The sequence below is a fragment of the Rathayibacter sp. Leaf185 genome (assembly GCF_001423885.1).
GTDB lineage: Bacteria > Actinomycetota > Actinomycetes > Actinomycetales > Microbacteriaceae > Rathayibacter.
In genome coordinates this window covers 143805-165839 of record NZ_LMPP01000009.1, presented here as the reverse complement: position 1 = coordinate 165839, position 22035 = coordinate 143805, and the positions used below count along the sequence as shown (strand labels likewise).

The window sequence follows — 22035 nt, the reverse complement described above, 5'->3', positions numbered from 1 at the left end:
TGCGGAACCCCTGTCTTCTACGTTTTGGAGTACCCCGTGGCCTCAGTTCTCGAAAAGGTCCTTCGCGTCGGGGAGGGTCGGGTCATCCGTCGCCTCGAGAACTACGCGAAAGCCGTCAACGCCCTCGAAGAGGACTTCACGCACCTCAGCGACGAGGAGCTGAAGAACGAGACCGTCGAGCTGCGCGAGCGCTACTCGAACGGCGAGTCGCTCGACGACCTGCTGCCGGAGGCGTTCGCCGCCGTGCGCGAGGCGTCCAGGCGGACCCTCGGCCTCCGTCACTTCGACGTGCAGCTGATGGGCGGCGCGGCCCTGCACCTGGGCAACATCGCCGAGATGAAGACCGGTGAGGGCAAGACGCTCGTCGCGACCCTCCCCGCCTACCTCAACGCGATCGCCAGCCGCGGCGTGCACATCGTCACGGTGAACGACTTCCTCGCGTCGTACCAGTCCGAGCTGATGGGCCGCGTCTTCCGCGCCCTCGGCATGACGACGGGCGTGATCCTCTCGGGCCAGACCCCCGTGGAGCGCCGCGAGCAGTACGCGGCCGACATCACGTACGGCACGAACAACGAGTTCGGCTTCGACTACCTCCGCGACAACATGGCGTGGCAGGCGCAGGACATGGTCCAGCGCGGCCACTTCTACGCCGTCGTCGACGAGGTCGACTCGATCCTGATCGACGAGGCGCGCACGCCGCTGATCATCTCGGGTCCCGCCTCGGGTGAGGCGAACCGCTGGTTCTCGGAGTTCGCCAACCTCTCCAAGCGCCTCGTCGAGGGCGAGGACTTCGAGGTCGACGAGAAGAAGCGCACCATCGGCGTGCTCGAGCCCGGCATCGAGAAGGTCGAGGACTACCTCGGCATCGAGAACCTCTACGAGTCGGCGAACACTCCGCTGATCTCGTTCCTCAACAACGCGATCAAGGCCCGTGCGCTGTTCAAGAAGGACAAGGACTACGTCGTGCTGAACGGCGAGGTCCTCATCGTCGACGAGCACACCGGCCGCATCCTCGCCGGTCGCCGCTACAACGAGGGCATCCACCAGGCGATCGAGGCGAAGGAGGGTGTGCAGGTCAAGGCCGAGAACCAGACCCTCGCGACCGTCACGCTGCAGAACTACTTCCGCCTCTACTCCAAGCTCTCCGGTATGACGGGAACGGCCGAGACCGAGGCCGCCGAGTTCATGGCCACCTACAAGCTGGGCGTCGTCTCGATCCCGACCAACCGCAAGATGCAGCGGCTCGACAACCCCGACCTCGTCTACAAGAACGAGCAGGTCAAGTTCGAGCAGGTCGTCGAGGACATCGTCGAGCGCCACGCCGCGGGTCAGCCCGTTCTGGTCGGCACGACCAGCGTCGAGAAGAGCGAGTACCTCTCGCGCCTGCTCGCCAAGAAGGGCGTGCGGCACGAGGTGCTGAACGCCAAGAACCACGCTCGGGAGGCGGCGATCGTCGCACAGGCGGGTCGCCTCGGCGCCGTCACCGTCGCCACCAACATGGCCGGCCGCGGCACCGACATCATGCTCGGCGGCAACGCCGAGTTCCTCGCGGTCACCGAGATGGCCGGCAAGGGGCTCAGCCCGTCCGAGACCCCGGAGGAGTACGAGTCCGCCTGGGACGACGTGTTCGCCGGCGTCAAGGCGAAGGTGGGCGAGGAGGCCGAGAAGGTGCAGGCCGCCGGCGGTCTCTACGTGCTCGGCACCGAGCGCCACGAGTCGCGCCGCATCGACAACCAGCTCCGTGGACGCTCCGGGCGTCAGGGCGACCCGGGCGAGAGCCGCTTCTACCTCTCGCTCACCGACGACCTGATGCGCCTGTTCAACTCCGGAGCGGCCGAGGCCCTGATGGGGCGCGGCAACGTCCCCGACGACATCGCCATCGAGTCGAAGGTCGTCTCGCGGGCGATCCGCAGCGCGCAGTCGCAGGTCGAGGCGCGCAACGCCGAGATCCGCAAGAACGTCCTCAAGTACGACGATGTCCTCAACCGCCAGCGTGAGGCCATCTACTCCGACCGCCGCCACATCCTCGAGGGCGACGACCTGCACGAGCGCACCCAGAAGTTCCTCGTCGAGGTCATCGACGAGATCCTCGAGGTGCACACCGGCAGCGGCAACGGAGACGACTGGGACTTCGACGCCCTGTGGACCGAGCTGAAGACGCTCTACCCGATCAGCCTCACGATCGACGAGGTCGTGCAGGAGGCGGGCAGCCGCGGTCGCATCAACAAGGAGTTCATGCGCCGCGAGATCCTCTCGGACGCGAAGATCGCCTACGAGCGCCGCGAGGAGCAGCTCGGCTCGCCCGCGATGCGCGAGCTGGAGCGTCGCGTGGTGCTCTCGGTGATCGACCGCCGCTGGCGCGACCACCTCTACGAGATGGACTACCTCAAGGACGGCATCGGCCTGCGCGCGATGGCTCAGCGCGACCCGCTGGTCGAGTACCAGCGCGAGGGCTTCGCCCTGTTCCAGCAGATGATGGGGCAGATCCGCGAAGAGACCGTGGGCTTCCTCTTCAACCTCGAGGTCGAGGTGACGCAGAAGCAGGGCGAGGTCGCCGGAGTCGCCGCCAAGGGCCTCGCCGAGCCGGTCGCCCCGGTCGAGAAGCTGAGCTACTCGGCCCCGAGCGACTCGGGCGGAGTCGAGGTGCGCAACCAGCGCGGCCAGGTGCAGCAGGCTGCCACCGCCAAGGCGAGCGCCGCGGCGGCCCGAGAGGCGCGTCCCCAGGACGAGGCCGCGACCACCGGAGCGTTCGGGCAGAAGTCGCCCGCCGCCGAGGACGAGGTCCCGAACAACCGCCAGGAGCGCCGCGCGCAGCAGAAGCGCCGCTGATCCTCATCGCCGAGTCCGGCCCCGCGCCCCCGCTGAGGGGGAGCGGGGCCGTTCTCGTCGACGCAGCAGGGGAGAGCGGTGAAGCCGCCCGGCATCTGCTGGTCGCGGAAGGGAGTCGCCTGCCGGTCGAGCCCGCAGCCCCGCGGGAACGCCTCGAGACCCGCCGGCTCTCGAGGATCGAACGTCCGACCTTCCGATGCCGGTGACTCGATCCGCCCGCTGCGCGGGCTACTCGATCAGCGAGGAGGGAGCCGTGCAGCAGGCGACTCCTCCGGATCGAGCACGCCTCAGAGCACGTTGATCGCGGTCGCCCGCCAGCGGGCGTCCATGCCCTCGAGCCGGATGGCGACAGCCCGAGTGCGCACGCGGTTGTGCACCAGGACGACCGCCTCGACGACGCCGTCCCGCGGCTCCGTGACCACGACTCGACCGACGGTGAACGGTGTGCGCCGCCCAGAACGCCCCTGCTGGGCTCGTGAGCGTGCCGCCAGGATCACCCGCTTCTGAAGGTGCCGGTAGACGTCGTCGGTCAGCCAGCGCGCGATCTGGTCGATCTCGCGCGAGCCCTCCAGGATCTCGATGACGAGCAGCGTCAGGCGCTCGAGAATCGGCTCGGGGTCGGGCAGCTCCGCCCGGGTCGTCGGCTGAGCCGCGAAGAATCCGACCGACGGTGCGATCGCGGCGACGGGCCCCGCCTCCAGGGGCAGCGTGCGGTAGTCGAAGGCGTTCGAAGGGCGGCTCATGCAGGATGCTCCAGTGGCATGACGAGCGACTCATGGGTCGGGTCACCTTTCGGCTCGGGCGGGTGCGTGGTGCGCTCAGGGTGGGGCGCTGGGACCTGCTCATCGAAGCAGGTGAGGGATGCTCACATGTGCAGCGACGCGACACTGTGGATAACACGGCGCCGGACGACCCGGGTGCGGTGCTCGATCGCCGTCTCACCGACCTCGCCGATCCGCCTCGTGCGATGCGGCGAAAGGGCTCGGGTCGCTCCGCGGGCACGGCGGCGGTGCCTCGCGGAAGGGGGGGACCGAGCGCCTAGGCTTGACGGGTGTCGACCCTCAGTGACCTCGTCCTCGCCCACGGCCGCTCCACCGACGCCGACGTCGAGTGGCTCCACCTGCTCGTCGGCGACGCCCAGCTCCTGGCCGATCTGGCCTTCGCCGACATCGTGCTCTGGGTGCCGACCGCCGACGACAGCTTCGTGGCCGTCGCGCACGCACGTCCCTCCAGTGCGGCGACCCTCTTCTACCGCGACTTCGTGGGGCAGCGCATCAAATCGGAGTGGCGTGCCCAGGTCGTCGAGGCGTTCGAGACGGCGCGCATCGTCGACACGTCGGCGCCCGACTGGTTCGAGGAGACACCCACCCGCGTCCGCGCCGTCCCCGTCATCCGTCGGCTGAACGCCTCCGAGAAGGCGACGACCGACCGCCCGATCGCGGTCGTGACCCGCCACACCAACCTGAGCGAGACGCGGACGCCGAGCCGTCAGGAGCTGACGTTCAACGACTGCGCCAACGACCTCTTCTCGATGATCGCCTCGGGCGACTTCCCCGATCTGGGGGCACCCACGGGGCCCCGGCGCGGCGCCCCGCGCGCCTCCGACGGCCTGATCCGCCTCGACGTCGACGGCATCACCACCTTCGCGAGCCCCAACGCGCTCTCGGCGTTCAACCGCATCGGCTTCGCCGACGAGCTCGAGGGGGAGTCGCTCGCCGAGGTCACGACGAAGCTGCTCACCGGCAAGCTCGTCATCGACGAGTCGCTGCCTCTCGTGGTGACCGGGCGCGCCCCGTGGCGCACCGACATCGAGGCACGCGGAGTCACGGTGTCGCTCCGCGCGATCCCGATCCGCGACCGGGGCGAGCGGGTCGGCGCGGTCGTACTCTGCCGCGACGTGACCGAGCTGCGCCACCAGGAGCGCGAGCTCATCACCAAGGACGCGACCATCCGCGAGATCCACCACCGCGTGAAGAACAACCTGCAGACCGTCGCCTCGCTCCTGCGCATCCAGGCCCGGCGCACCCATTCCGACCTCGCCCGCGAGGCGCTCACCCAGGCCATGCGCCGGGTGGCGGCGATCGCGGTCGTGCACGACACGCTCTCGGAGGGGCTCAACCAGAACGTCGACTTCGACGCGGTGTTCGACCGCGTGCTGCTGCTGATCGCCGAGGTCGCCTCGACCCACAACACGACGGTGCACCCCAAGCTCAGCGGGAGCTTCGGCAACCTGCCGAGCGAGTACGCGACTCCGCTCGCCCTGGCGCTGACCGAGCTCGTCACCAACGCCGTCGAGCACGGTCTCGCCGGCCGCGAGGGCGACGTCGAGATCGTCGCCACGCGCACCGAGGACGTGCTGACGGTCAAGGTGCGCGACACCGGAGTGGGGCTGCCCGAGGGCAAGGTCGGCTCGGGCCTCGGCACGCAGATCGTGCGCACCCTGATCCAGGGCGAGCTCGGCGGGACGATCGACTGGCACACCCTGGTCGGGCGCGGTACCGAGGTCACCATCGAGATGCCGCTGCGCTGGTTGGCACGCCCGAAGGCCTGAGCGCCCCGAGACGACGAGACCCCCGCTGCCGTGAGGCAACGGGGGTCGGGGAGTCGCTGAGCGGGGCGCTACGAGGCGCGGCGGGCGCGAGCGGCGCGGCGCTTGAGAGCGCGGCGCTCGTCCTCGCTGAGGCCGCCCCACACGCCTGAGTCCTGGCCGGTCTCGAGGGCGTACTGGAGGCAGACCTCGGTGACCGTGCAACGTCCGCAGACGGTCTTGGCCTTCTCGATCTGGTCGACGGCGGGTCCGGTGTTGCCGACCGGGAAGAAAAGCTCGGGGTCAGCGGTGAGGCAAGCGGCCTTGTCGCGCCAGTCCATGCAGGTGCTCCTTGTGTGCAGGCGTGCGTGGAGGAACCACGCAGTGTTCGAATGGGATGATCGGATCACGCCGACGATCGAACTCGACGGGAAGTCCCAGCGCACCCTCCTGAGCACGCCACGAAGCCCCGCGCAGCTGCGCAAGGCGATTCGAGAGGGTGGACGGGGGCGGCTCGGTTCTTCCGGACGAGCTCACCCGGCTCCGTGTCGCACCCTGCGGCACGACACACGAACCTCACGGCTCGAACGGATCGGGTTGTTCACATCGGCGGAAACCCACGACCCTGTGAGCGGTGAAACGAACTCAAGTAGCCTCTCACGGTGGTACGCCCGAATCAAGAGTCAAGGATGGGATGTGGCTGTGACGCCTGAGGAGAACCGGCTTCCGACCGGCCCGAACAGTGCCTCGCGGCCACCCGGGCTGCTCGTGCTGATCGCCGTGCTGGCACTCGAGACGGTGGGCGTCGGAGCCGTAGCGGCGTGGCTGCTGGTCGAGCTCGCGACCACGCGGGCCGACACTGTCGGCGGAGGCGTCGCCATCGTCGTCCTCGCGCTCATCGCCCTCTGCTGGGCCGCTGCGACGACCCTGGGAGCGATCCGGCGGCGCAGCTGGATGCGCGGCTCCGCCCTGACGATGCAGCTCGTGCAGATGGCCGTCGCGCTCGGCGCGTTCCAGGGTCAGTACTCCGTCCCCGACGTGGGATGGGCGCTGCTGGGTCCTGCGCTGGTCGCCGTCGTGACGATCTTCCTCCCGAGCGTCGTCGCCGCGACCCGCCGCGATCCCTCCGCCGGGTAGCGCGAGCCCCGAGCCGGTGCGAGGCTGAGGGGCCCCTTCCCCGATGCGAAAGCGACGCCTCTCCATGGACTACACCCGACTCGGCTCCAGCGGCCTGCAGGTCTCCTCGATCATCCTCGGCTGCATGAGCTTCGGCGCCTCCGAGCGCGGCGCCCACGCGTGGAGCATGGACGAGGAGGCGTCACGGCCGTTCCTCCGCCGGGCGCTCGAGCTCGGCATCACGACCTTCGACACCGCCGACGTCTACTCCGACGGCACGAGCGAGGAGTTCGTCGGTCGCGCGCTCGCCGACTTCGCCGTGCGAGAGGAGGTCGTGATCGCGACCAAGGTGCACGGCACGATGCGCAAGGGCCCGAACGGCGGCGGACTCTCGCGCCGGCACATCCTGAGCGCGATCGACGACAGCCTGCGGCGCCTGGGCACCGACTACGTCGACCTCTACCAGATCCACCGCTGGGACCCCGAGACGCCGATCGAGGAGACGATGGAGACGCTCCACGACATCGTCCGCTCGGGCAAGGCGCGCTACATCGGCGCCTCGAGCATGTGGGCGTGGCAGTTCGCGAAGGCGCAGTACACGGCCGACCTCGGCGGCTGGACGCGCTTCGTCTCGATGCAGGACCAGTACAACCTCATCCAGCGCGAGGACGAGCGCGAGCTGCACCCGTTCTGCCTCGACCAGGGCGTCGGAGTGATCCCGTGGTCGCCGCTCGCCCGCGGCCGCCTCACCCGCGACTGGGACGAGACGACCTCGCGCACCGAGAGCGACCTCTACGGCAAGACCCTGTACCACCAGCAGGAGGAGGGCGACCGCCGGACGGCCGCCACGGTCGCCCGCATCGCCCAGGAGCGCGGTGTCCCGCGTGCGCAGGTCGCGCTCGCCTGGGTGCGCCAGCAGCCGGTGGTGACCGCGCCGATCGTCGGAGCGACGAAGATGCAGCACCTCGAGGACGCCGCGGCATCGGTCGACGTCGAGCTGACCGCCGACGAGCTGGCGGCGCTCGGTTCCGACTACGCGCCGCGCTTCAACGAGGGATTCTGACGCCGGAGAGCCCGTTCTCGTCGAGGCGCCCCGCTGAGAAGGGCTGCCCCGGCGGCAGCGGGCTCCCTCGGCGAAGCGGGGTCAGACCAGCTTGAGCTTCTTGCGCAGCGCCTGCACATGGCCGGTCGCGCGCACGCCGTACTGCGCGAACTCGAGGACGCCCTCGGCGCCGACGACGAACGTCGAGCGGAGGACGCCGACGACGGTCTTGCCGTAGTTGTTCTTCTCGCCCCATACGCCGTAGGCCCGGTGCACGGTCATGTCGGGGTCGCTGAGCAGGGGGTAGCCGATCGACTGCTCGTCGGCCCACCGGCGCAGCTTCTCGGGAGTATCGCGCGAGACGCCGAGGACCTCGTAACCGGAACCGCGGAGCGACGACGCGTTGTCGCGGAAGTCGCAGGCCTCCGTGGTGCACCCCGGTGTGGCGGCCTCGGGGTAGAAGAAGAGGATGACGCGGCGGCCGCGGTAGTCGGCGAGCGCGACCGGGCGGCCGTCCTGGTCGGGCAGCGTGAAGCCGGGTGCCGCCTGCCCTGCGGCGAGGCGCTGATCGGCGGGGATCGGGGGGAGGGCGGTGCTCGTCATCGTCTGCTTCCGTCGGAGGGCGCGAAGGTGGTCAGGAGGCGCTGGAGCGAGTCGAGGCGCTCCGGTCCGGTCGGCCCGAGCCGTCCCTCCTCGACGGCCTCGATGATCGCGCAGTCGGGGGAGTCGGGGAGGTGGGTGCAGCCGCGCGGGCAGTCCTCGGCGAGCTCGGCCAGGGCGGTGAAGGCACCGAGGATGTTGTCGACGTTCACGTGCCCGAGCCCGAAGGAGCGCACGCCCGGGGTGTCGATGACCCAGCCGTGCCGGTCGCCGCGCTCGACCCTCAGTGAGACCGTCGAGGAGGAGGTGTGGCGCCCGCGGCCGGTCACCGTGTTGACGCGGCCGATCGCCCGGTGCGCATCGGGGACGAGCTTGTTCACGAGCGTCGACTTGCCCACTCCCGAGTGGCCGACCACGACCGTCTCGTGGCCGAGGAGCGCCTCGGCGATCTCGTCGACGGGCGGCTCGTCCTGGCTCGAGAGGAAGACGCGCAGGTCGAGACCCTCGAAGTTGCGGAGGAAGGGCCCGGGGTCGGCGAGGTCGGTCTTGGTGATGCAGAGCATCGGGGTGATGCCGGCGTCGAAGGCGGCCACGAGATAGCGGTCGACGAGCCGGGTGCGCGGCTCGGGGTCGGCGGCGGCGACCACGCAGACCATCTGGTCGGCGTTGGCGACGATGACGCGCTCGATCGCGTCGGTGTCGTCGGCGCTGCGGCGGAGCAGGGTCGACCGCTCCCGGATCCGCACGATGCGGGCGAGGGTGCCCTCGTCGCCGGTGGAGTCGCCGACCACGTCGACGCGGTCGCCGGCCACGATCGCCTGGCGACGCAGCTCACGAGCGCGCGCGGCGGTGAACTCGTGCTCCTCCGGGGTGCCGTCGCCGATCATGACCGTGTAGCGGCCGCGGTCGACGCCGAGCACCATCGCGATCTCGGCGTCCTCGTAGGCGGGTCGCTGCTTCGTGCGGGGCTTGGTGCCCTTGGGGTTCGGCCGCACCTTCGCGTCCGACTCGTCGTAACCGTCGAAGTCGTCCAGCACTCCGTCGGCGTCGAGGCCGCTGTCCGTCCACCACGACATGTCAGGCCGATCCGTCCGGCGCAGATGCCGCGAGGGTCGACCACAGCTGCGGGAACTGGGGGAGCGTCTTCGACGTCGTCGCGATGTCCTCGATCGAGACGCCCGGCACCACCAGCCCGAGCAGCGCGCCGGCGTGAGCCATGCGGTGGTCGGAGTACGTCTTCCAGCGGCCGCCGTGCAGGGCTGCCGGCTCGATGCGCAGGCCGTCCTCGAGCTCGGTGACAGCGCCTCCGAGGCCGTTGATCTCGGCGGCGAGCGCGGCGAGCCGGTCGGTCTCGTGGTGGCGGATGTGGCCGATGCCTGTGAGCGTGCTGGGTCCCGAGGCGAGGGCCGCCAGCGCCGCCAGGGCGGGCGCGAGCTCGCCGCCCTCCGAGAGGTCGAGGTCGACACCGAGGATCTCGTCGCCGCCGGTGACGACGAGATCGCCGCCGTCGTGCTCGACTGTCGCTCCGAAGAGCGGCAGGATCCGCTCGAGGTGGGCGCCCACCTGCGTGGTCTCGGCGGGCCAGTGGCGAAGGCGCACCCGGCCGCCGGTCGCGAGGGCCGCTGCGAGGAACGGCGCGGCGTTCGAGAGGTCGGGTTCGATCACGGTGTCGGCGCCGGCGATCGGCTGCGGCTCGATGACCCACTCGCCCGGCGAGGGGGTCCCGACCTCGACTCCGCGGGCGGCGAGCGCGGCGATGGTCATCTCGATGTGCGGCTGGCTGGGCAGGTGCTCGCCCTCGTGGCGGAGGCGGAGGCCCTCGTCGAAGCGCGCACCCGCGAGCAGCAGGGCCGAGACGAACTGGCTCGAGCGCGAGGCGTCGATGACCACCTCGCCGCCGCGGACGGATCCGGAGCCGTGCACGGTGAAAGGGAGCGAGCCGCGGCCGTCGTCGGCCACATCGACACCGAGCGAGCGGAGCGACGCGATCGTCGCGCCCATCGGGCGCTTGTACGAGTACGCGTCGCCGTCGAAGGTCGTCGGGCCGAGGGCGAGACCGGCGAGGGGAGGCACGAAGCGCATGACGGTGCCGGCGAGACCGCAGTCGATCGTCGTGGAGCCGAGCAGCTCGTCGGCGGGCTCGACCACGAGGTCGGAGCCGAACGCCCCGGTGGCTCCCGACTCGCGGATCGTGGTGCCGAGCGAGCGCAGCGCCTCGATCATCAGGGCGCTGTCGCGGGAGTGCAGGGGAGCCCGCAGGGTCGAGGGGCCGGTCGCGAGGGCCGACAGGATCAGCTCGCGATTCGTCAGGGACTTGGACCCGGGCAGCTCGATCACCGCGTCCAGGGCGCCGGGGGCCGTGGGCGCGGGCCAGTCCTGATCGCCGGGGAGCGCTCGGGCATCGCCGTACAGATCGAATTCGGGGGCGGAATAACGCGAGAAGACCATCGGTTATCAGAGTAGTCGGCGGGCACGAGGTCAGCGGGCGATGAAGGAGAGGGGCCCACGGTGACGATCCAGACGGCCGTGCGCATCCCCGAGCGCCCCGTGCGCAGGCGCGGGAGGGCAACCCCGGGCTGCCAGGACGCCCGCGGCCTAGAATCGCTCGTGATGACACGCGACGACTCCCCCCGCCCCCTCACCGCCGACGAGGCGCCCGCAGAGGCCCCCGCCGATCAGTCGGCCGTGGCCGAGCAGACGATCGAGGCGACCGTCGAGGAGGCCCTCGGCGACGTCGCCCCCGAGGCGCCGGTCGACGTCCGGACGCTGTTCGAGGAGCAGGCGCTGCCGTTCATCGACCAGCTCTACGCGGCGGGTCTGCGGATGACGAAGAACCCCTCCGATGCCCAGGACCTCGTCCAGGAGACGTTCGCCAAGGCGTTCGGCGCGTTCAGGCAGTTCGAGCAGGGCACGAACCTCAAGGCGTGGCTCTACCGCATCCTCACCAACACGTTCATCAATTCGTACCGCAAGAAACAGCGCGAGCCCTACCAGAGCGCGATCGACGAGCTCGAGGACTGGCAGCTGGGCGGGGCCGAGTCGACCACGGCGACGTCGAGCCGCTCGGCCGAGGCCGAGGCGATCGACCACCTCCCCGACACCGCCGTCAAGGAGGCCCTGCAGGCCATCCCCGAGGACTTCCGGCTCGCCGTCTACTTCGCGGACGTCGAGGGATTCTCGTACCAGGAGATCGCGGACATCATGAAGACACCCGTCGGGACCGTCATGAGCCGGCTGCACCGCGGCCGCCGCATGCTGCGCGAACGACTCACCGACTACGCACGCGAGCGCGGGATCCGCGCCGCTTTCACCACCGGGAGCACGAAATGACCGACTGCGGCTGCACCAAGGCGAAGGCCGAGCTCGAGGAGTACCTCCACGACGAACTCGGCAAGGAGGACGCCGCCGACATCCGCGAGCACATGGCGAACTGCCCCGACTGCTCCGGTGAGGCGAAGGTCGGCGTCGTGCTGACCGTCGCCGTCCAGCGTGCCTGCAAGGAGACCGCGCCGGAGGATCTGCGAGCCCAGGTGCTCGGCATGCTCCGCGACGCACAGGCGACCCACACCGCGGTGCAGGCGCGCGTCTAGCCGCCACCACCGCGCCGAGGGAGCCCCGGCCCGTCGAGACCGTCTGCAGCAGCGGGCGCCCTCGACGGGTCGGGGTTCCCTCGTCTCCGGAGCTCGACACTCCGGCTCGCAGAAACACGTTCGGCTCGTCAGAACTCCAGGTCCTGACGAGCCGAACGGCGTCTCACGAGCCGGTGGTCAGCGGGTGAGCGCTCGCGACAGCAGGTCGGCCTGCTCGGAGGCGTGGCGCTTTGCCGATCCCGCCGCAGGCGAGGCCGCGGCGGGACGCGAGACCACGCGGATCGCACGCCCGAGCTGCGGCGCGACCTCGAGCGCGATGAACGGCCACGCGCCCTGGTTCTCGGGCTCGTCCTGCACCCAGACGAACTCGGCATCGGGGTAGCGCTCGGCGATGCCGCGCAGCTCCTCGATCGGCGCCGGGTAGTACTGCTCGACGCGCACCAGGGCGATGCCGTCGTCGGGCTTCTTCTCGAGCTCGGCCTTGAGGTCGTAGTGCACCTTGCCGGCGTGCAGCAGCACGCGCTTGACAGCCGACGCATTCTGGATGCGCGCGTCGTCGATCACGGGCTCGAAGCGACCCGAGGTGAAGTCCTCGACCGGACTCGACGCTCCGCGCAGCCGCAGCATCGCCTTCGGGGTGAAGACGATCAGCGGGCGACGCGGCCGCGAGTACGCCTGGCGGCGCAGCAGGTGGAAGTACGACGCCGGCGTCGAGGGACGCGCGACCGTCATGTTGCGCTCGGCGCACATCTGCAGGTAGCGCTCGATGCGGGCGGACGAGTGGTCGGGGCCCTGTCCCTCGTAGCCGTGCGGGAGCAGCAGCACGAGCGACGAGCGCTGGCCCCACTTCTGCTCGGCCGACGAGATGAACTCGTCGATGACGATCTGCGCGCCGTTCGCGAAGTCGCCGAACTGCGCCTCCCACAGCACGAGGGAGTCGGGACGCTCGACCGAGTAGCCGTACTCGAACGCCATCGCGGCGTACTCCGAGAGCAGCGAGTCGTAGATCCAGAGCCGGGCCTGCTGGTCCGACAGGTTCATCAGGGGCAGCCACTCCTGGCCGTTGTCGCGGTCGTGCAGCACCGCGTGGCGCTGCACGAAGGTGCCGCGGCGGGTGTCCTGGCCGACGAGGCGCACAGGAGTGTTCTCGAGCAGGAGCGATCCGAGCGCGAGCAGCTCGCCGAACGCCCAGTCGATCGAGCCGGAGCGGCTCATCTCCTGGCGCTTGGTCAGCAGCTGCTGGAGCTTGGGGTGCACCGTGAAGCCCTCGGGCGGCGAGTTGAACGCATCGCCGATGCGGGTCACCACCTCGTTCTTCACACCTGTCGTCTCGGGCTCGCCCGGGTAGTCCTCACCCTGCTGGGCATCGGGCAGCTCGAGATCGGCCACGGAGTCGCCGTCGGCGCTGATCACGGGGATGGCGCCGGTCTGCGCCGCGTGGGTCTCGGCGAAGGCCCGCTCCAGGCGGTCCTGGAAGTCCTGGTGCGACCGGTCGTACTCCTCCTGGCTGATGTCGCCGCGACCGACGAGCGCCTCGGTGTAGAGCTTGCGCACCGACCTCTTGGCCTCGATCAGGCTGTACATCAGCGGCTGGGTCATCGAGGGGTCGTCGCCCTCGTTGTGCCCGCGCCGGCGGTAGCAGATCAGGTCGATGACCACGTCGCGGTTGAACCGCTGGCGGTACTCGAACGCGAGCTGGCCGACGTGCACGACGGCTTCGGGGTCGTCGCCGTTCACGTGGAAGATCGGCGCCTGGATCGTCTTCGCCATGTCGGTCGAGTAGATCGAGGTGCGCGCCTCGTGCGGCGGGGTCGTGAATCCGACCTGGTTGTTGATGTTGATGTGGATCGTGCCGCCGGTGCGGTACGCGCGCAGCTGCGACATCTGCAGCCCCTCGACGACCACGCCCTGGCCCGCCATCGCCGCGTCGCCGTGGACGAGGATCGGCAGGGTGGTGAAGGTGCCGATGGGCTTGCGGTCCTGCTTGGCCCGGACGATGCCCTCGAGCACGCCGTTGACGGCCTCGAGGTGCGACGGGTTCGCCGCGAGGTAGACCGGGATCTCCTCGCCGCCGGCGCCGCGGAAGGTGCCCTCGGTCCCGAGGTGGTACTTCACGTCTCCGGAGCCCTGGACCGTCTTGGGGTCCTGGGTGCCCTCGAACTCGCGGAAGATCTGACCGTAGGTCTTGCCGGCGATGTTGGTGAGCACGTTGAGGCGGCCGCGGTGGGCCATGCCGATCGCGACCTCGTCGAGTCCGTCGTCGGCCGCGCCCTGCAGGACGGCGTCCAGGAGCGCGATCAGCGACTCGCCGCCCTCGAGCGAGAAGCGCTTCTGGCCGACGTACTTGGTCTGCAGGAACGTCTCGAACGCCTCCGCCTCGTTGAGCCGGCCGAGGATGCGCAGCTGCTCGTCGTGGCCGGGCTTCTCGTAGCCGCGCTCGAGCTTCTGCTGCATCCAGGCCCGCTGCTCAGGGTCCTGGATGTGCATGTACTCGACACCGACGGTGCGGCAGTAGGAGTCGCGGAGGATGCCGAGGATGTCGCGCAGCTTGAGCTGGCGGGCGCCGCCGAAGCCGTCGGTGACGAACTCGCGGTCGAGGTCCCAGAAGGTGAGCCCGTGGTTCTCGATCGCGAGGTCGGGGTGCGAGCGCTGCACGTACTCGAGCGGGTCGACGTCGGCCATCAGGTGGCCGCGCACGCGGAAGGAGTTGATGAGCTCCTGCACGCGGGAGGTCTTCGACACGCGCTCGGCGAGGTCGACCGCGATGTCGGTCGACCAGTGGATCGGGTCGTAGGGGATGCGCAGCGCCGAGAAGATGTCCTCGTAGAAGCCGCGCTGGCCGATCAGCAGCTCGTGCACGATCTTGAGGAACTCGCCCGAGCCCGCACCCTGGATGACCCGGTGGTCGTAGGTCGAAGTGAGCGTGATGGTCTTGCCGATGCCGAGCTCGACGAGGGTCTTCTCGGACGCGCCCTGGAACTCGGCCGGGTACTCGAGAGCGCCGGCGCCGATGATGCAGCCCTGGCCCTTCATCAGGCGGGGCACGGAGTGGACCGTGCCGATGCCCCCGGGGTTCGTCAGCGACAGCGTGGTGCCCGCGAAGTCGCCGGCGACGAGCTTGTTGCCGCGGGCGCGCTTGACGAGGTCCTCGTAGGCCGCGAGGTAGGCGGTGAAGCTCAGCGTGTCGGCGCGCTTGATGCTCGGGACGAGCAGGGATCGCGTGCCGTCGGGCTTGGGCATGTCGATGGCGATGCCGAGGCCGACGTGCGCGGGCGCGACGACCGAGGGCTTTCCGCCGGGCTCGTCGTAGTAGACGTTCTGGCTCGGGAAGTCCTTGAGCGCGCGGATCAGCGCCCAGCCGATCAGGTGCGTGAACGACACCTTGCCGCCGCGGGTGCGGCGCAGGTGGTTGTTGATCACGATGCGGTTGTCGATCATCAGCTTCGCCGGGATCGTGCGGACGCTGGTGGCCGTCGGGACGCTCAGGCTCGCGTCCATGTTGGTGGCGAGGCTCTTGGCCATGCCGCGCAGCGGCGACACGACGTCCTCCTCGACGGGGGTCGTGTCGGCCTCGGCGGGCTTGCTCACGGGGGCGTCCGCCGGGATGGGCGCCGCCTTGGGCTGCTTCGACGTGGTCCGCGACGCGGGGGTGGAGGCAGGATGGGTCACCGCGGCACCCGCACTCGACGAGACCCGCTCGGCGGGCTTCTCCGCCGGTGCCGGCTGCTCGGCCGCCGGGGGAGTCGGAGCAGCCTTGCCCGCGAGCTGCTGACCGTAGCGCTCCAGGATCGGCCACCAGGACTCGTCCACGGAGGCCTTGTCGGCGCTGTACTGCTCGTACAGCTCCTCCACGAGCCACTCGTTGGCTCCGAAGTCCTCCGCGCCCTGGTCCGTTCCCGTACCGGTCAATTGGCTCGACACAGCCGATCGCCCACTCTCTGCGTTGATTCGTTCGCGCAGTGCGTCGATCCGCACTGCCGCGATCCCGGTCATCCGGACGGGCCCGCCGCATCCCTCGGCGCCGGATTCCCCGCGGAGAGGAGGTCGTCCTCGTCCGCCTGGATCGGCGCCGTCGCCTGGTCCCGTCCCGGTCGTCAAGCCTAGCCCGGATCCCGGCCGCGACGGCCCCCGCGCGCGGGTCGGAGTACCGTCTCAGGCATGCGCTTCTACGGCGGGACGCCCTCGGGCGACCTCACCTACTCCGATGTCTTCCTCGTCCCCGGCCGGTCCTCGGTCACCAGCAGGCTCGATGTGTCGCTGGCCCCCGGGGACGGCACCGGCGCGACGATCCCGATCGTCTCGTCGAACATGAACTCGGTCACGGGGCCGCGGCTCGCCGCCGCACTGGCCCGCCGCGGCGGCCTCGGCGTGCTGCCGCAGGACATGCCGCTGCAGGCCCTCGACGCCGCGATCCGCTGGGTGAAGGAGCAGCCGGTCGCCTTCTCCGGCGCCCTCACCGCGACTCCGGAGACGACGGTCGAGCAGGCGCTCGCGATCCTGCCCGCCGTGGCCGGGCACGGCTTCGTCGTCCAGCAGGCGGACGGCACGATCCTCGGCTGCGTCCCGGCTGCGCGCCTCGCCACCGCGCTTCCCGACGCGGTGCTCGGCGATCTCGTGCACGGCGCTGCCCCGGCGATCGACGCCGACGACGTGCCGACCGGCCGCGCCGCCTTCGACCTGATGACCGCAGCCGATCTCGACTTCGCCCCGGTGCTGCACCACGGCGTGCTCGTCGGCACGCTCTCACGCACGGGCGCCCTCCGCTCCACCCTCTACGACCCGGCGCTCGACGCGCACGGCCGCCTCCGGGTCGCCGCCGCCGTCGGCATCAACGGCGACGTCGGGGCGAAGGCCAGGGCACTCGTGGAGGCCGGAGTCGACGTGCTCGTCCTCGACACCGCGCACGGCCACCAGGAGGGGATGCTCCGCGCGCTGCGGACGGTCTCTGCGCTGGGGCTCGGCGTGCCGATCGCCGCCGGCAACGTCGTGACGGCCGAGGCGGTGCACGACCTCGTCGACGCGGGCGCCGACATCCTCAAGGTCGGAGTGGGACCGGGTGCGATGTGCACGACCCGCATGATGACGGCCGTCGGGCGCCCCCAGTTCTCGGCGGTGCTCGAGACGGCCGAGCGCGCCCGCGAGCTCGGTGCTCACGTCTGGGCCGACGGCGGGGTGCGCTACCCGCGCGACGTGGCGCTCGCGCTGGCCGCCGGCGCCTCGTCCGTCATGATCGGCTCCTGGTTCGCCGGCACGATCGAGGCGCCGGGGGATCTGCGGAGCGACGCGGCCGGCCGGGTCTACAAGGAGAGCTGGGGCATGGCCTCCGCGAAGGCCGTGCAGGAGCGCTTCGACCGGCTCGACGCCTACGAGCTCGCCCGCAAGCGGCTCTTCGCCGAGGGCATCTCGTCGTCGACCATCTACCTCGACCCGCTGCGGCCCTCGCTCGAGGACCTGCTCGACATGATCACTTCGGGCGTCCGCTCCTCCTTCACCTACGCGGGGGCGCGCAGCGTCTCCGACTTCCACGAGCGCGCGCTCGTCGGCCTGCAGTCGGCCGCAGGCTACGAGGAGGGCAAGGCGCTGCCGGTCAGCTGGTGACCGGCGCCGGTCTGCTAGAACCGAGCGCATGACCATCGTCGACAACGCCGTGTACGTCGGCGGACACCGCATCCGCAACCCGGATTCACTCGAGGACACCTTCGAGCTGATGCGCGAGGAGCACGGGATGGCGTGGATCGGGCTCTACCGCCCGAGCCGCGAGGAGGTCGAGGCGGTCGCCGAGGAGTTCGGGCTGCATCCGCTGGCCGTCGAGGACGCGCTGAGCGGCCACCAGCGCGCGAAGCTCGAGCGCTACGACGACGGGCTGTTCGTCGTGCTGCGCCCCGCCCGGTACGTCGACTCGGCCGAGACGGTGGTGTTCGGCGAGCTGCACGTGTTCGTCGGACCCGACTTCGTGGTGACGATCCGCCACGCCGACTCGCCCGATCTCGCGAAGGTGCGCCGGCGCCTCGAGGAGGATCCCGCGCTGCTCGCCCGGGGTCCGGAGGCGGTGCTCTACGCGATCCTCGACCAGGTCGTCGACGAGTACGCGCCGGTGGTGCTCGGCGTGCAGGGCGATGTCGACGAGATCGAGGACCAGCTCTTCGGAGTCGAGTCGGACGACGGGCTGTCCGAGCGCATCTACCGGCTCTCGCGCGAGGTCATCCACTTCCAGCGCTCGGTCCAGCCGCTGACGGCGCTGCTGCATCTGCTGGCCGACGACTCCACCTCGGCGACCACCCCGGAGCACGTCGAGCTGCACCGGTCGCTCCGCGACGTGCTCGACCACACGATCAGGGTGACGGAGGCGGTCGACGCCCTCCGAGCGATCCTCGACAAGGCGCTCACCGTGCACTCGACCCTCGTCTCGCGCCGGCAGACCGAGACCGGCCTCGCCCAGAACGACGTGGTGCGCAAGATCTCGTCCTGGGCGGCGATCCTCTTCGCGCCGACCCTGGTCGCGGGGATCTACGGGATGAACTTCGACGTGATGCCCGAGCTGCACTGGCAGCTCGGCTACCCCTGGGCCATCGGCTTGATGCTCGTGTTCGGATTCGTGCTCTACGCGGTGTTCAAGCGCAAGAAATGGCTCTGATCCCGCCCGGAACAGCGGGCGGCGGCCCGGTAGACTCGACGCCACAATGGACGACCCCCCTTCTGCCCATCCGCCCTCGGACCGGCTCGTCCGGCACACCTCGACCTCCCTGCCGGTGAGCGGGGGTGACCCCCGTGGGCACTGAGTGGCTCCTGCTCGGCGTCGGCCTCCTCCTGACGCTCGGCACCGGCGTGTTCGTCGCGAGCGAGTTCGCGCTCGTCAACCTCGATCGGGCCGACCTCGAGGCCCGCCGCGACCGCGGTGAGACCCGCCTCGGCATGACGATCGCCGCGCTGCGGGTGACGTCGACGCACCTCTCGAGCGCGCAGCTCGGCATCACGCTGACGACCCTGCTCACCGGCTACACGATGGAGCCGGCGCTCTCGACGATCCTCCGCGAGCCGTTCAGCGGACTCGGCATCCCCGACGACGTGCTCACGCCGATCATGACCGTCGTGGCGATCGTCATCGCGACGCTGCTGTCGATGATCCTCGGCGAGCTCGTCCCCAAGAACTTCGCGCTCGCGCTGCCGCGCGCGACGGCCAAGCTCGTCGTGCCGCTGCAGACCGCGTTCACCACGGTGTTCCGCCCCGCGGTCGCACTGCTCAACGGCAGCGCCAACGCGCTGCTCCGCCTCGTCGGCATCGAGCCGAAGGAGGAGCTCTCGGGCGCCCGCAGTGCGGAGGAGCTCTCGAGCCTCGTCCGCCACTCGGCGAGCGCGGGGCTCCTCGAGGAGGACACGGCCGACCTGCTCGGGCGCACCCTCCGCTTCTCGGCCCTCACCGCCGGCGACGTGATGACCCCGCGCCTGCGGCTCTCGACCGTCGAGCGCGCGAGCACCGCGCAGGACGTCCTCGATCTCGCCCGGACGACGGGGCTCTCGCGGTTCCCGATCACCGACGACGACATCGACGACATCGTCGGGGTCGTCCACGTCAAGCAGGCCGTCGCCGTGCCGCGCGGGAAGCGCTCGGAGGTGCCGGTGACCGCGCTGCGCTCCGAGCCGCTCCGCGTGCCCGAGACGATGAAGCTCGACGTGCTGCTCACCGAGCTCCGCGGCCGCGGCTTCCAGCTCGCCGTCGTGGTCGACGAGTACGGCGGGACCGCCGGTGTCGCCACCCTCGAGGACCTCGTCGAGGAGCTCGTGGGCGAGGTCGCGGACGAGCACGACCGCTCGCGCGCCGACGTGGTCAAGCTCCCCGGCTCGACCACCTTCCCCGGCATGCTCCGGCCCGACGAGGTCCGCGACCGCGCCGGCGTGCACATCCCGGAGGAGGGGCCCTACGAGACGGTCGCCGGCTTCGTGATGAGCGAGCTCGGCCGCCTGCCCGCAGTGGGCGACGCGGTCGAGGTCGACGGCGGATCCCTCCGCGTCGAGCGCCTCGACGGCCGCCGGATCGACCGCATCCGCTTCACCCCCGACCCCGAGGCAGGGCCGGACGAGATCCCGGACCCCCTGGCCGCCGGCACCCGAGCACGCAAGGAGGTCGACCATGAGTGACTGGGCAGGAATCGCCTGGCTCGTGGTGCTGCTCGCCGCGAACGCCTTCTTCGTCGGAGCGGAGTTCGCCGTCATCTCGGCGCGCCGCTCGCAGATCGAGCCTCTCGCCGAGAGCGGACGCCGGAGTGCGATCACCGCGCTCGCCGCGATGGAGCACGCCACCCTGATGCTGGCGACGACCCAGCTGGGGATCACGGTCTGCTCGCTGCTGATCCTGAACGTCAGCGAGCCCGCGATCCACCATCTGCTCGAGGTGCCGCTGCACGCGGTCGGCATCCCCGACGAGTTCTCGGGGACCGCGGCGTTCGTCATCACGCTGCTGATCGTGTCGTTCCTGCACGTCGTACTCGGCGAGATGGTGCCCAAGAACATCTCGTTCTCGATGCCCGACAAGGCCGTCCTGCTGCTCGCGCCCCCGCTCGTCGCGATCGCCCGCGTCCTCCGGCCGATCATCGTCGCGCTCAACGCGATCTCGAACGGCGTGCTGAGGCTCTTCCGCGTCGAGCCGAAGGACGAGGCGAACAGCACCTTCACCCTCGAGGAGGTGCAGACCATCGTCGACCAGTCGACCCGCGAGGGAACGCTGCGCGACTCGACCGGCACGCTCCTCGCCGCGTTCGAGTTCACCGAGAAGAAGGTGCACGATGTGGCCCTGCCGCTCGACGGGATCGTCAGCCTCCCGGCCGGAGCGAGCCCGGCAGACGTCGAGCGCGCCGTCGCCAAGCACGGCTTCTCGCGCTACGTGGTCCTCGGCGACGACGGTCAGCCCGAGGGGTACATCCACCTGAAGGACGTCCTCGACCTCGACGGCGACACGGAGGGGCCGAAGTTCCGCCTCCCCATCCCGACCAAGCGGATCCGCCAGCTCGCGTCGATCTTCGAGGCGACCGACCTCGAGGACGCCCTCGCGATCATGCGCCGCACCGGCGCCCACCTCGCGCGCGCCTTCGACGAGAAGGGCCAGGCCACAGGAGTGCTGTTCCTCGAGGACATCATCGAGGAGCTGGTCGGCGAAGTCGACGACGCCACCCGCCGCTGAGAGCGCGACGCGGCGGGGCCGTCTGCGGCGTTGTCGTCGGGCGCGATACCGCCGGTATCGCTTCCTCCTCCGCCTTGCAGCCGACCCCACCGCGCCGCGCTCTCGGCCTGGAGGCGGCATTCGCGGCGTTGTCGTCGGGCGCGATACCGCCGGTATCGCTTCCTCCTCCGCCTTGCGACTACCACCTCCCCCGCCCGCGCCTCGGGGCCGACCTAGGCTGGGGCGGGTGAGCGACTTCCAGCGATTCGGGCCCGACGAGGCCGCAGGGGTGCTGCGCCGCCCCCGGTCCGACGACGACAAGTACAGCCGGGGGGTGCTCGGTGTCGTGACCGGCTCCGACCGGTATCCGGGGGCGGCTGTCCTCGGGGTGGAGGCCGCCGTCCGCACCGGGCTCGGGATGGTCCGGTACCTCGGCGACGAGAGGCCGTCGACGCTCGTGCTCGCGCGTCGACCCGAGGTGGTGACGTCGAGCGGACGGGTGCAGGCATGGCTGATCGGCTCCGGCACCGACGCGGCGGACCGCTCCGACGCCGAGTGCGCCGCGATCCTCGAGCGGCTGCACTCGGGAGTGCCGGTCGTGCTCGACGCCGGTGCGCTCGACCTCCTCGGCGAGGCGGAGGGCCCCGCCATCGTGACTCCGCACGCTGGAGAGCTCAGCGGGATGCTCGCGCGCGCCGGGGTGGAGGTCGACCGTCGAGCGATCGCCGCCGACGCGGGCGGCTGGGCGCGACGAGCGGCCGAGCGGTTCGGTGTGTGCGTGCTGCTCAAGGGGTCGACGACCCACGTGGTCGCCGGTGCCGTCGCGCACGCGGTGAGCGGGTCCACTCCGTGGCTCGCCACTGCGGGCAGCGGCGACGTGCTCGGGGGAGTTCTCGGCGCCCTCCTCGCGGGCCGCGCGGCCGACGCCGAGCGCGACGGGCGCGCGCTGACCGACGAGGACCTCGCCGCGGTCTCCGCCGGCGCGGCCGTGCTGCACGCAGAGGCGGGCGCCTCGGCCTCCCGCGGCGGCCCGATCGCCGCACTCGACATCGCCGAGCACCTCCCGGGCGTCGTCGCCGGCCTCCTGCGCTGACGATCGGCCTCGGCGCGCTCCGTCCGTGGACGAACGCGGTCCGCGGACGAGCGTCGCCCTCGGATGAGCTGAGAACGCGGACAG

17 protein-coding genes are annotated in these 22035 nt (G+C 70.7%); 11 read left to right on the top strand and 6 right to left on the bottom strand.

Features of this window, described 5'->3' with window-relative positions:
* Positions 1-36: 36 nt before the first annotated feature.
* A complete protein-coding gene (gene secA / locus ASG06_RS18710; protein ID WP_056045200.1) occupies positions 37-2829 on the top strand; it encodes a preprotein translocase subunit SecA in 2793 nt (930 codons plus the stop codon).
* Positions 2830-3116: 287 nt separating this feature from the next.
* Here the strand turns inward: secA and ASG06_RS18705 are convergent, their stop codons facing one another.
* Positions 3117-3572, bottom strand: a complete 456-nt coding sequence (locus ASG06_RS18705) for an Rv3235 family protein (RefSeq protein WP_231727840.1) — start codon at positions 3570-3572, stop codon at positions 3117-3119.
* Between the two features lie 308 nt (positions 3573-3880).
* Here ASG06_RS18705 and ASG06_RS18700 point away from each other — a divergent pair, with 308 nt between their 5' ends.
* A complete protein-coding gene (locus tag ASG06_RS18700; RefSeq protein WP_056045197.1) occupies positions 3881-5380 on the top strand; it encodes a sensor histidine kinase in 1500 nt (499 codons plus the stop codon).
* A 68-nt stretch (positions 5381-5448) separates the two neighbouring features.
* Here ASG06_RS18700 and ASG06_RS18695 read toward each other — a convergent pair whose 3' ends face one another.
* On the bottom strand, positions 5449-5697 hold the full coding sequence (locus ASG06_RS18695) for a WhiB family transcriptional regulator (protein ID WP_056045195.1): 249 nt from the start codon (positions 5695-5697) through the stop codon (positions 5449-5451).
* A 355-nt stretch (positions 5698-6052) separates the two neighbouring features.
* On the opposite strand from ASG06_RS18695, the gene ASG06_RS18690 reads away from it, so the two are divergent.
* Positions 6053-6493: a hypothetical protein gene (locus ASG06_RS18690; protein ID WP_231727838.1), complete on the top strand. Its 441-nt coding sequence runs from the start codon at positions 6053-6055 to the stop codon at positions 6491-6493.
* 64 nt (positions 6494-6557) lie between these two features.
* The gene (locus ASG06_RS18685) at positions 6558-7535 is read left to right on the top strand and encodes an aldo/keto reductase (protein WP_056045189.1); all 978 of its coding nucleotides are present in this window, start codon (positions 6558-6560) and stop codon (positions 7533-7535) included.
* A gap of 81 nt (positions 7536-7616) precedes the next feature.
* Here the strand turns inward: ASG06_RS18685 and bcp are convergent, their stop codons facing one another.
* Genes bcp through aroA form a run of 3 tightly spaced genes read right to left on the bottom strand, consistent with a single transcriptional unit; the run spans position 7617 to position 10562 of the window.
* Entirely contained in the window at positions 7617-8117 is a 501-nt protein-coding gene (bcp, locus tag ASG06_RS18680) for a thioredoxin-dependent thiol peroxidase (RefSeq protein WP_056045186.1), read from the bottom strand.
* A complete protein-coding gene (gene rsgA / locus ASG06_RS18675; protein ID WP_056045183.1) occupies positions 8114-9190 on the bottom strand; it encodes a ribosome small subunit-dependent GTPase A in 1077 nt (358 codons plus the stop codon). The genes bcp and rsgA overlap by 4 nt, the downstream gene beginning before the upstream one ends.
* Position 9191: 1 nt before the next feature.
* Entirely contained in the window at positions 9192-10562 is a 1371-nt protein-coding gene (aroA, locus tag ASG06_RS18670) for a 3-phosphoshikimate 1-carboxyvinyltransferase (protein ID WP_056045181.1), read from the bottom strand.
* 162 nt (positions 10563-10724) lie between these two features.
* Between aroA and ASG06_RS18665 the strand changes: the two genes are divergently transcribed.
* Both ASG06_RS18665 and ASG06_RS18660 read left to right on the top strand, forming a co-directional pair.
* Entirely contained in the window at positions 10725-11444 is a 720-nt protein-coding gene (locus ASG06_RS18665; RefSeq protein ID WP_082499363.1) for a sigma-70 family RNA polymerase sigma factor, read from the top strand.
* On the top strand, positions 11441-11704 hold the full coding sequence (locus ASG06_RS18660; RefSeq protein WP_056045178.1) for a zf-HC2 domain-containing protein: 264 nt from the start codon (positions 11441-11443) through the stop codon (positions 11702-11704). Before ASG06_RS18665 ends, ASG06_RS18660 begins: the two co-directional genes overlap by 4 nt.
* A gap of 177 nt (positions 11705-11881) precedes the next feature.
* Here the strand turns inward: ASG06_RS18660 and ASG06_RS18655 are convergent, their stop codons facing one another.
* Positions 11882-15625 carry a multifunctional oxoglutarate decarboxylase/oxoglutarate dehydrogenase thiamine pyrophosphate-binding subunit/dihydrolipoyllysine-residue succinyltransferase subunit gene (locus ASG06_RS18655; RefSeq protein ID WP_197409467.1) on the bottom strand — a complete coding sequence of 1248 codons (3744 nt, stop codon included), beginning with the start codon at positions 15623-15625 and terminating at the stop codon, positions 11882-11884.
* A 237-nt stretch (positions 15626-15862) separates the two neighbouring features.
* On the opposite strand from ASG06_RS18655, the gene ASG06_RS18650 reads away from it, so the two are divergent.
* From ASG06_RS18650 to ASG06_RS18630, 5 genes are all read left to right on the top strand, one after another.
* Positions 15863-17302 (top strand): GuaB1 family IMP dehydrogenase-related protein, encoded by a 1440-nt coding sequence (locus ASG06_RS18650; RefSeq protein WP_056045175.1) that lies wholly within the window; start codon positions 15863-15865, stop codon positions 17300-17302.
* Positions 17303-17330: 28 nt separating this feature from the next.
* Positions 17331-18338, top strand: coding sequence for a magnesium/cobalt transporter CorA (corA, locus tag ASG06_RS18645; RefSeq protein WP_056045173.1), 1008 nt, complete (start codon positions 17331-17333; stop codon positions 18336-18338).
* 125 nt (positions 18339-18463) lie between these two features.
* On the top strand, positions 18464-19840 hold the full coding sequence (locus ASG06_RS18640) for a hemolysin family protein (protein ID WP_056045167.1): 1377 nt from the start codon (positions 18464-18466) through the stop codon (positions 19838-19840).
* On the top strand, positions 19833-20879 hold the full coding sequence (locus ASG06_RS18635; protein ID WP_056045165.1) for a hemolysin family protein: 1047 nt from the start codon (positions 19833-19835) through the stop codon (positions 20877-20879). The genes ASG06_RS18640 and ASG06_RS18635 overlap by 8 nt, the downstream gene beginning before the upstream one ends.
* Before the next feature lie 226 nt (positions 20880-21105).
* Positions 21106-21951 carry an ADP-dependent NAD(P)H-hydrate dehydratase gene (locus tag ASG06_RS18630; RefSeq protein WP_056045161.1) on the top strand — a complete coding sequence of 282 codons (846 nt, stop codon included), beginning with the start codon at positions 21106-21108 and terminating at the stop codon, positions 21949-21951.
* Positions 21952-22035 lie beyond the last annotated feature (84 nt).